The organism is Vibrio sp. 2CM40D, assembly GCF_023161825.1.
Taxonomy (GTDB): Bacteria; Pseudomonadota; Gammaproteobacteria; order Enterobacterales; family Vibrionaceae; genus Vibrio; species Vibrio alginolyticus.
In genome coordinates this window covers 20,236-30,593 of sequence record NZ_JALNTL010000022.1, presented here as the reverse complement: position 1 = coordinate 30,593, position 10,358 = coordinate 20,236, and the positions used below count along the sequence as shown (strand labels likewise).

The following is a 10,358-nucleotide window of genomic DNA, read 5'->3' as shown; positions in this document are numbered from 1 at the left end:
CAAATTCTTTTTTCTCTCTTCCCGACTCGCTGTGTGACTTTCGTCTCACTCCGTGTCGGTGGATGCGCAGTATAGGGGGTTGAGAAATTAGCACAAGCGTTTTTTGCAAAAAAACTTTCAACCGAACAAATAACAAGCATTCTGCATAGATACTCAACGATCTTGTCTAATATTTCGGGTTGTAGAGGATCTTTTCATGAAGAAATGCCTGACTTCCGCATTAAAAGATCGCCTATTTCTTTGTGATTTCGGTTACTGATCTTATCTCTCTTGGTTCTTTTTCTCTTTCTACCTATATAAAGATGAAAAAAAAGAGCAGAACGATGACGAACTGCTCTTTTGGTCTTTGCTTTTTATTTGGGGTACTTCAGGTGAAGTCTTGGAAAAGTGTTTCTTCTATATATAGAAGAAAAGATCAGAGCATCCTTGCCCTTCTCTTTACGACAGATTAGTTAGGGGTATATCTAAATGTCGTTATTGTTCGATGACGCATTGAGCTCGTAAGAGTGGAGCATGCTTGCATTCCCAATGACGTCATCTTCGAGAGGAACTTAGTTCTTCAATACTTTTACGGTGTAACTACCATCTTTTTGTTGGTATAGACCGTGGATGTCGGTTTCGAAACCTGGGTAATGCGCACCGATCTCACAAAGCATCTCTAGGAAGTCCAGCACAGGGCGAGACTCTTGAGTCACCATTTCACCAGGAAGTACTAGTGGCACACCTGGAGGGTAAGGAAGGATCATGTTCGCACTTACGCGGCCAACCATTTCTTCCAGTTTGATTTCTTCGATGTTACCGCGAAGCTCTTCTTGCCATGCTGCGTGTGGTGTTACTTTCATTTCTGGAAGTACATCGAACGCTTTGTACATTAGCTCTGGTAGGTTGTATTTCTTAGTTAGGTCATGAATTGCTTGTGCTAGTTCTTGAACGCGCATGCCTTCATAGAAGCTTGGGTCTTCGTTGTATAGCGAAGGTAGGAAGCTCTTGATGGTTAGGTTCAAGTCGTAGCCACGTTTAAATTCAGTTAGACCGCGTAGCAATTGCATTGCTTTTGATTTGTCGATACCGATAGAGAATAGGAACAACAAGTTGTATGGACCTGTTTTCTCTACCACGATGCCGCGCTCGTCTAGGAATTTAGCCACCAGCGAAGCAGGAATACCTGATTCTTCTAGTTCGCCTTCTTTATTCATCCCTGGAGTCAGTAGCGTTACTTTGATTGGATCAAGATACATGTGGTTGTCATCCATGTTCTTGAAGCCGTGCCATGTGTCGCTAGGGTCTAGTTTCCAACATTCTGTGGTATCGATGTTTTCTGGTTGCCATACATCGAAGAACCAGCTGTCGCTTTCTGCTTCTAGGCGTTTGATCTCTTTACGGAAGCGGATTGCGCGATCGATAGAGTCTTGCATCAACTTCTTACCAGTGTTGCCGCGCATCATTGCCGCTGCAGTTTCAGTAGAAGCAACAATGCCGTACTGAGGTGAAGTTGAAGTGTGCATCATGAATGCTTCGTTGAAAGATTCTTTATCAAAGTCGCCTTTCACGTGAATCATTGAAGCTTGTGAGAACGCTGCCAACAGTTTGTGTGTTGATTGTGTTTCGTAGAACACTTTGCCTGGCATCGCTTCACCACTCATACCACATTTACCTTCGTAAATTGGGTTGAAGTTAGTGTAAGGCACCCAAGCACTGTCGAAGTGGATGTGTTTACAATCTAGCGACTCTTTGATGAATTGCGTGTTGTACAACAGACCATCGTAAGTTGAGTTAGTCACTACTGCGTAAGTTGGTGCTGTTGCACCTGGTGTTTTCGCCACTTTCTCTGCGATTACATCGCGGCTGAATTCGCTTTGTGGGATACCACCAAGGATGCCGTATGCGTTACGAGTTGGGCGGAAGTAGATTGGTGTCACGTCGCTCATCATCATTAGGTGAGTCAGAGATTTGTGACAGTTACGGTCAATCAGTACTGTGCTGCCCGCAGGTGCTGAGTACATACCAACGATTTTGTTCGATGTAGACGTACCGTTAGTTACGATGTACGAGCTGTCTGCATTGAATGTACGTGCGATGTATTCTTCTGCATCTTTATGTGGACCTGAGTGGTCTAGTAGAGAACCTAGCTCAGGCATTGAGATTGATACGTCCGCTTTAAATGTGTTTGGACCGTAAAAATCGTAGAAGATGCTACCAGCAGGGCTTTTCTGGAATGCAGTACCGCCCATGTGACCTGGAGTACAGAAGGTGTATTTACCTTCTTCTACGTATTTGAATAGCGCTTTAGTGAATGGAGGCATGATGGCATCTTTGTATGCCTCAGTCGCTTGGTTGATTTTGATAGCGATGTCGTCAGCCATACCTAAAGCGTACTCGAAGAAGCTCACGTTTAGACGTAGGTCTGTTAGTGAAATGTCTAGAGTAGACTGTTCGTTAGCAAATGCGTGAACAGGCAGTTTTTCGTTGATTTGGCTGATACGTTCACATAGCTCTAGTGAGTATTTATCCCAGTCGAACAGCACACCGCAAATGCGTGGGTTCATCTCAATCATTTTGATCAAGTCTTTATCATCTACTGGGTAAACCACTTCGTAGCCCGCTTTCTCAAGAGCAGCGTGAAGTTGACGAACTGGCTCTTCTTTAAAGAACACACCCATGTGGTTCAAGATAGCGAATATATTCATTTGGACATCTCCAAGGCGAATGAGGGCGCTCTTTGCCATTTACAGGCAATGAGTAAGGTGAGCGCCGCGTGAATTTGGGTTTTATGGGCTGGCACCGTAGTGCCAGCGTTTTGGGGATTAGTTGCTTGCTTGGGCAGGCATGTCGTCAGCGTGCATTTTCACGTACTGAGCAAGACCTGCTTTTTTGCTGTAGAACATCAAGATAACTAGAGAAACGATGAAGGTTGCTGTTAGCGTACCGCCCTCTGCACCTGCTAGTGCGATGAAGCAGAACAGACAAGCCACACCAGAGAACAGCATTACGAAGCCGTTGCGTGTTGTCATACCTTCGAAGCGAATCAAGTTAATGCTTGAGTAGAAGTAAGGCAGCATCGTTAGTAGAACTGCGTCAGTCGTTAGTTGGTTGAACAGGTCTGATGCGTGCGCTGTTTTAGAGCTGAAGAACATCAGTACAACCATCAGTGCAGTCATCTTGATTGACGCAAGGATTAGACCTTTCTTAGGTACACCGTTTTTGTCAGTTTCGCCGTAGATTTTAGGGAAGTTGCCGTCGTTTGCTGCGCGTTTACCTGCTTCACCTACTAGCATCATCCAAGAACCTAGCGAAGTGAAACATGCTAGCGCTGTGAATGCTGATACGAATGGTGCTGTCCAGCTACCGAATAGCTCAGTGGTTGCTAGTGCAAATGGCGCACCTGATGCCGCAACTTCTGACGCTGGGAACATACCGCTGATCATTTGAGTTGATAGGATGTAAATCACACCTGCGATACCAGTACCCAACATAGTTGCTAGTGGTACAGTACGTTTAGGGTTTTCTACCATACCAGTCGATACCGCTGCTGATTCCACACCTACGAATGACCATAGACAGATAAGAACCGCTGTTACTACCGCGTGGCTGTCAGTGCCTGCTGATACGTTCCAGTTTTGGCTGTAAAGCGCAGTATCGAAGTGCGTCCAACCAAATGCAGCTGTACCAACAACTGGGATAAGGATAAGAACTAGACCAAGCGTACATAGACGGCTTACCCAGCTACCACCAAGTAGGTTGACGAAAGTGAAGATCCATACCGATGCAATCGTCGCAATACCTGCTGGGATTGGGTTATTAAGCACAGGGAAGAATACTGAAAGGTAAGAAACACCTGTAATGGCAATAGCCAGGTTACCAATCCAGTTCGCGTGGTAATAAAGAACGCCCGTTTGGAAACCAAATACCGGAGACACTTCGCCAGCATAAGCGATAGGACCACCTTCTTGTGGGTTTTTGGTTGCCAGACGAGCGTAAACGAACGCCAGACTCAGTGCACCGACCAAACAGATCAGCCAACTGAAGATTGAAACAGAGCCTACAGAGGCAAGACTAGAAGGTAATAGTGCAATACCACTACCCATCATGTTACCGGCTACGACACCCGTACAGGCAATAAGGCCGATTTTTTTCGCATTCGATGACATAACATCTCCAAATCTATTCTACTCGAGTCAACATGACTCAAACTGAATGGTAATTAGCGAGATGCTATGAGGAAGAACCTGCTCGACCTCGCTAAATTTCGAAGTGAAGACTACGCCCAAAAACTGAGAAAAAAATAAACTTGGGGTTATCAATAAAATGATTAGTTCATCAACATCAAGTTGAGATAAACATGATAAACACAAAAAAATAAAACTATATTATTCATACAGTTACAAGAAAAACATCAAACCTTCTACCGATAGATAAACTCTCATCAACTCGTTGGTCATCGCGATAAAAGTTATCAACCTCTATCAACTTCCCCATCCCGAAGGGTTAATTCCCTGAAGTGTTGATTCCATAAATCTCTCCCTGATCGCGCTTCTTGACCCAAGTCAATATTCATCTCGCATGCAAGAAGGCACCAAAATCATTCTCGCCACATAACTCATCCAGACACTTCATACAATCAATAGAGATAGAGATAGAGATAGAGATAGAGATAGAGATAGAGATAGAGATAGAGATAGAGATAGAGAAGCAAAGCGGGTATGCATTCCCGTTGCAAGCTTGCGTTGTTAGCTCCTTCGTAAGTCATTGCCCCACCGCCCCACCCTTTTCACTTTTCGACAGCGACAAAAAAGCCCCTCATCGAAATGAGGGGCTAGCATTAGGCTGACGTTGAGTCCGAGAGAATTAAAGCATTCGAACGACAGAAGGGTGAACGGCGCGATACATGGCGTAATCAATCGCCTTCATGTTACTTGGGAAGACCAAGTTTTCGCACAGCAGGTACGTCTCAACCGACGTATCAATATAGAAAGCTTCACTGTAAGACTCACTGGCTAAATCCAGATCACCATCCAATTCGGCGTGCTTACCGCGAATCACATAGGAAAGCACTGAATCACGTAACCTCAATGCCTGTCCGAGATGCCGCTTGGCTAACGCCATGTCACCAATGATGGTTTCGTGCAGTGCTAAAGCTTCGTAAATTCGCGGTTGAATTGGCCCCACCATCATTTTCACATTAGTCTCTAGTGCTTCACTGAGCTGCTGCATTCGCCCTTTCTTCAACTCGTGTGAGAAATCAAGTGCCTTTTGTACATGGTAAGCAATCAACAACTCAGCTTGAACGTAAGCATTATCCGGCTCGATTTCTAAAATGTTTTCCATCAAGTCGATACCTTGGCGGAATTGTTTAGTATCAGAGACATTAAGGTAATGGTTAGCCTGAACAAACAACTCCAACGCGTCGGGATTCATTGGCATTCCCGCCACCAGCATCGTAGATTTCAATTTGGCATCCGACACTTTCAGCACTTGCATCAAATCCAACGACGCTTGTTGAAGCACTGTCTTTAAATGACTACTGGTTAACGCGTATTGACGACTAAACAACACTTTTTCAGATGAGTTATTGCGATATTCCACCTCTAAAAAGCTGCCACCGTCATTCTCACGAACTCTCACCACAACCGATTTACCAGGTACAATGCCAGAAGTAAACGACGCCTTCTTTAGCATGACTCGGTAATCACTGACTTGAGCAATGTCGGACATCAACTTTTGGGCGAATCCGTCTGCCAAATCGTAGCTTAATCCTTCATTCGTAAAATTATCTTGAAACTTGAACTCAATCAGATGGGTATCGATGGCTTGGGTAATACGCACTTCCGATTGCTTGTAGGTAAACACGCCCATCACTACGACCAACATACTGATCCAGATGAAGTTCATAATTCCCAATCGCCAAGGACTGATTTTGTTTTTGCTCTGAGGGGCTTTTTTCTCTTTTGACATCTCGCAGACCGCGCGAGTTAGAGGACCGGCAGGAAAGGTAACGGCTGGTGCTATAGGTAGACAATCCTCTTCCGATTCTTCAACCGAAGGTGGGATCTCTTCATTTTGCCGACTTGTGACAAACTCTTCATGCGTCATAGCAACCACGTTCGCTACCAGCTTATAGCCACGCTTGGGCACCGTGATAACGTAGTTGGTATTTTCCTCTCGACCGTCACGTAGTAGCTTACGCAACTCAAAGATGGATTGAGTCACCACTTGATCGGTCACAATCGCTCCAGCCCAAACGTACTGAATCAATTCCTCGCGGTTGAACACCTCATTCGCATGCTCCGCTAAGAAGTGCAAAAGATTAATTAAGCGTGGCTCAACAGTAACTTCCCTATCTTGTCGATACAGCTTATTTTCATCAACGCTCAAAACCCAGTCATTGATTTGAAAATAGACTCCAACCATGTATGAAAACTCTCGTATCTACAGACAGCGTTACGGTAGGAATCAGGCAATGGTCGATTCCTACAAGTAACTAAAGGCAAGATTATAGGTGGGAAAGCAGCGTGTACCTAGAAAAGCAAGTCGCCAAAAATGCAAACTTAAGTTAAGTGATGCAAGAATGAGACTACTCAAGTGCGGCAAGGATAGAGCAATGTGTGGCGTCATCGTCTGTATGACCACAACAAGCATCATTAATCTTCTTTAACGCTCGGCGAATTTTCGTCAGCTCGTTAATTTTCCCATCAATCAGCTCTAACTTAGCAGAAGTAATGGCTTTTACCTCTGCACAGCTGTGTTCTGTCGCTTCTAACTTAATTTCTAACAGGTCTTTAATTTCATCCAGACTCAAGCCAAGATCTTTACCTTTGAGGATAAAGTGCACCTGCTTTTGATTCTCTTCATCATACAAGCGGTAGCCTGACTCACTTCGCCCTGCGGGTTTTATTAGCGCGTTTTTCTCGTAGAAACGCAATGTATCGGCAGTCACACCACAACGTTTTGCCAGTTCACCTATCTGAAACATAACTTCCCCTATTAACTATCTCGTTACTTATAAAGCTAAAGAACGACTTTTTTGCAATTATTTTTGAGATGCCAAACGATTGCGCGAGCTTTTTTGTAATAAATTGGTTAGAATACGCGCCATCAAACGTGGAGACTGTTTTCCAACCAGAAAACACCCTGCAAAGGTCTTTACCAAAACTGGCCAATATTTTACCCCAAGAGGTAAAAACAAGTTCATTTTTGGCAAACATCTTTAACTCCGTGAATTTGAGGAAAATGGAAGCATGAATAACGCTCGTCCTATTCGCCGTGCGCTTATCAGCGTATCAGACAAAACAGGTATTGTTGAGTTTGCGCAAGCTCTTGCTGAGCGCGGTGTCGATATCCTATCTACTGGTGGTACAGCTCGCCTACTTGCCGAACAAGGCATCGCCGTAACCGAAGTCTCTGACTACACTGGTTTCCCAGAAATGATGGACGGCCGCGTTAAAACGCTTCACCCAAAAGTTCACGGTGGTGTGCTTGGTCGTCGTGGCCAAGATGATGACGTGATGGAAAAGCACGGCATAAACCCTATCGATATGGTTGTCGTAAACCTATACCCATTCGCAGAAACCGTTGCCAAAGAAGGCTGTACACTAGCCGACGCGGTTGAAAACATCGATATCGGCGGCCCAACAATGGTTCGTTCTGCAGCGAAAAACCACAAAGACGTGACTATCGTTGTTAATGCAGGTGATTACGGCCGCGTAATTACAGAGATGGACGCAAACGACAAATCTCTCACTCTCGAAACTCGTTTCGACCTAGCTATCGCAGCATTCGAGCACACAGCATCTTACGACGGCATGATCGCAAACTACTTCGGCACTATGGTTCCATCTTACGGTGAGAACAAAGAAGGTGATGAAGAGAGCAAATTCCCTCGTACGTTCAACCAACAGTTCGAGAAGAAGCAAGACATGCGCTACGGTGAGAACAGCCACCAAGCAGCCGCATTCTACGTTGAAGCAAACCCACAAGAAGCATCCGTTTCTACTGCTCGCCAAATCCAAGGTAAAGCCCTTTCTTACAACAACATCGCAGACACGGACGCCGCACTTGAGTGTGTGAAAGAGTTCAACGAGCCAGCATGTGTAATCGTAAAACACGCAAACCCATGCGGTGTTGCTCTAGGTAAAGACATCCTAGAAGCGTACAACCGCGCTTACCAAACTGACCCAACATCTGCATTCGGCGGCATCATTGCATTCAACCAAGAGCTAGATGCTGAAACAGCAACCGCTATTGTTGAACGTCAATTCGTTGAGGTCATCATCGCTCCTTCTGTTTCTTCTGAAGCGATTGAAGTGGTTGCAGCGAAGAAGAACGTGCGTCTACTTGAATGTGGCGAATGGACAACGAAGACAACTGGCTTTGACGTGAAACGCGTGAATGGCGGTCTACTGGTTCAAGACCGAGACCAAGGTATGGTGAGCCTAGACGATCTAAAAGTGGTTTCTAAGCGCCAGCCAACAGAAGAAGAGCTGAAAGATGCACTGTTCTGCTGGAAAGTAGCGAAATACGTGAAATCTAACGCAATCGTTTACTCGAAAGGCGACATGACTATCGGTGTAGGTGCTGGCCAAATGAGCCGCGTTTACTCTGCGAAAATCGCAGGCATCAAAGCTGCAGACGAAGGTCTACAGGTTGAAGGTTGTGTAATGGCATCAGATGCATTCTTCCCATTCCGTGACGGTATCGACGCGGCTGCAGAAGCGGGCATCAAGTGTGTGATCCAACCAGGTGGTTCTATGCGTGATGACGAAGTTATCGCAGCGGCAGACGAACACGGCATGGCGATGATCTTTACCGGTATGCGTCACTTCCGCCACTAATCCTCTCGTCTTCACTGGGACGATAACTGCGTTGACGGCGTTCACTTATCCTAATCACATAGCATACTATGCTCATAGGAATAAGTTCACTTGTCGCCTTGTCCTCGTCCCACTGAATTAGAGAGGCCATACTCAGGTCTTTGCGAAATATCTGAGTTTGAGCAAACGGTATTTATAAGATTAAGGATTTTCATATGCGAGTTTTAATCATTGGTTCAGGCGGTCGTGAACATGCGCTAGGTTGGAAAGCGGCACAAAACCCAAATGTTGAGACTATCTTCGTTGCTCCAGGCAACGCAGGTACAGCACTAGAGCCAAAACTAGAGAACGTAAACATCGATGTAGAAGACATCGCTGGCCTTGTTGCTTTCGCCAAAGAGAAGGCGATTGAACTGACTATCGTTGGCCCAGAAGCACCGCTGGTTATTGGTGTGGTGGATGCGTTCCGCGAAGCGGGCTTACCAATCTTTGGTCCTACCCAAGCCGCAGCGCAGCTTGAAGGCTCTAAAGCGTTTACTAAAGACTTCCTTGCTCGTCACCAAATCCCAACCGGTGCCTACGCAAACTTCACAGAAATTGGACCAGCGCTTGCTTACGTGCGTGAGCAAGGTGCGCCGATTGTGGTGAAAGCCGACGGCCTTGCGGCTGGTAAAGGCGTGATTGTGGCAATGACGCTAGAAGAAGCCGAAGACGCAATCAAAGACATGCTAGCAGGCAACGCATTTGGTGATGCTGGTAGTCGTGTCGTTATCGAAGAGTTCCTAGATGGTGAAGAAGCAAGCTTCATCGTGATGGTGGATGGTGAGAACGTTCTGCCAATGGCCACCAGCCAAGACCACAAACGCGTAGGCGACAAAGATACGGGTCCTAACACCGGTGGCATGGGAGCATACTCTCCAGCTCCAGTGGTAACACAGGAAATCCACAACCGCATCATGGAAGAAGTGATTTACCCAACAGTACGTGGCATGGCATCTGAAGGTAACCCTTACACTGGTTTCCTATACGCGGGTCTTATGATCGACAAAGACGGCACTCCGAAAGTAATCGAGTACAACTGCCGCTTCGGTGATCCAGAGACACAACCTATCATGATGCGCATGGAATCGGATCTTGTTGATCTGTGCCTAGCGGCAATCGACGAGAAGCTAGATCAAGCGGAATCGAAGTGGGATCCACGAGCATCGATTGGTATCGTGCTAGCAGCCGGTGGTTACCCAGCAGCGTACAACAAAGGCGACGTTATTTCGGGTCTGCCACAAGTTGAAATTGAAGGCGAAAAAGTCTTCCATGCTGGTACAGATAACAAAGATGGCGACATCGTGACAAACGGTGGTCGTGTTCTTTGTGCAACCGCACTTGGCAACAGCGTATCAGAAGCGCAGCAGCGTGCTTACGAGCTTGCAAAACAGATCCGTTGGGATGGCATGTTCCATCGCAACGACATCGGCTACCGTGCAATTGCACGTGAGCAAGAAAAATAAAAACAACATAAGTTGGCTAAAAAACAAAAGGCGCACTCAGCGCCTT

6 protein-coding genes are annotated in these 10,358 nt (G+C 45.9%); 2 read left to right on the top strand and 4 right to left on the bottom strand.

The annotated features are described in order from the left end of the window. Positions 1–551: 551 nt before the first annotated feature. The 4 genes from MTF70_RS24085 to zntR form a co-directional block, all read right to left on the bottom strand. Positions 552–2,687, bottom strand: a complete 2,136-nt coding sequence (locus tag MTF70_RS24085) for a lysine decarboxylase CadA (protein WP_017635553.1) — start codon at positions 2,685–2,687, stop codon at positions 552–554. Positions 2,688–2,804: 117 nt separating this feature from the next. Further along, a complete protein-coding gene (gene cadB, locus MTF70_RS24080; protein WP_005434864.1) occupies positions 2,805–4,148 on the bottom strand; it encodes a cadaverine/lysine antiporter in 1,344 nt (447 codons plus the stop codon). A 697-nt stretch (positions 4,149–4,845) separates the two neighbouring features. Continuing rightward, entirely contained in the window at positions 4,846–6,408 is a 1,563-nt protein-coding gene (cadC, locus tag MTF70_RS24075; protein ID WP_025768986.1) for a lysine decarboxylation/transport transcriptional activator CadC, read from the bottom strand. 163 nt (positions 6,409–6,571) lie between these two features. Further along, positions 6,572–6,970 carry a Zn(2+)-responsive transcriptional regulator gene (gene zntR / locus MTF70_RS24070; RefSeq protein ID WP_005382529.1) on the bottom strand — a complete coding sequence of 133 codons (399 nt, stop codon included), beginning with the start codon at positions 6,968–6,970 and terminating at the stop codon, positions 6,572–6,574. Positions 6,971–7,235: 265 nt separating this feature from the next. On the opposite strand from zntR, the gene purH reads away from it, so the two are divergent. Both purH and purD read left to right on the top strand, forming a co-directional pair. Continuing rightward, positions 7,236–8,828, top strand: a complete 1,593-nt coding sequence (purH, locus tag MTF70_RS24065) for a bifunctional phosphoribosylaminoimidazolecarboxamide formyltransferase/IMP cyclohydrolase (protein ID WP_025768988.1) — start codon at positions 7,236–7,238, stop codon at positions 8,826–8,828. A gap of 194 nt (positions 8,829–9,022) precedes the next feature. Beyond that, positions 9,023–10,312 carry a phosphoribosylamine--glycine ligase gene (gene purD / locus MTF70_RS24060; RefSeq protein WP_025768989.1) on the top strand — a complete coding sequence of 430 codons (1,290 nt, stop codon included), beginning with the start codon at positions 9,023–9,025 and terminating at the stop codon, positions 10,310–10,312. Positions 10,313–10,358 lie beyond the last annotated feature (46 nt).

Bases quoted from the DNA above. Each gene is read 5' to 3' on its own strand.
- cadC (WP_025768986.1), bottom strand. From the start codon at position 6,408: ATGGTTGGAGTCTATTTTCAAATCAATGACTGGGTTTTGAGCGTTGAT.
- MTF70_RS24085 (WP_017635553.1), bottom strand. From the start codon at position 2,687: ATGAATATATTCGCTATCTTGAACCACATGGGTGTGTTCTTTAAAGAA.
- purD (WP_025768989.1), top strand. From the start codon at position 9,023: ATGCGAGTTTTAATCATTGGTTCAGGCGGTCGTGAACATGCGCTAGGT.
- cadB (WP_005434864.1), bottom strand. From the start codon at position 4,148: ATGTCATCGAATGCGAAAAAAATCGGCCTTATTGCCTGTACGGGTGTC.
- purH (WP_025768988.1), top strand. From the start codon at position 7,236: ATGAATAACGCTCGTCCTATTCGCCGTGCGCTTATCAGCGTATCAGAC.
- zntR (WP_005382529.1), bottom strand. From the start codon at position 6,970: ATGTTTCAGATAGGTGAACTGGCAAAACGTTGTGGTGTGACTGCCGAT.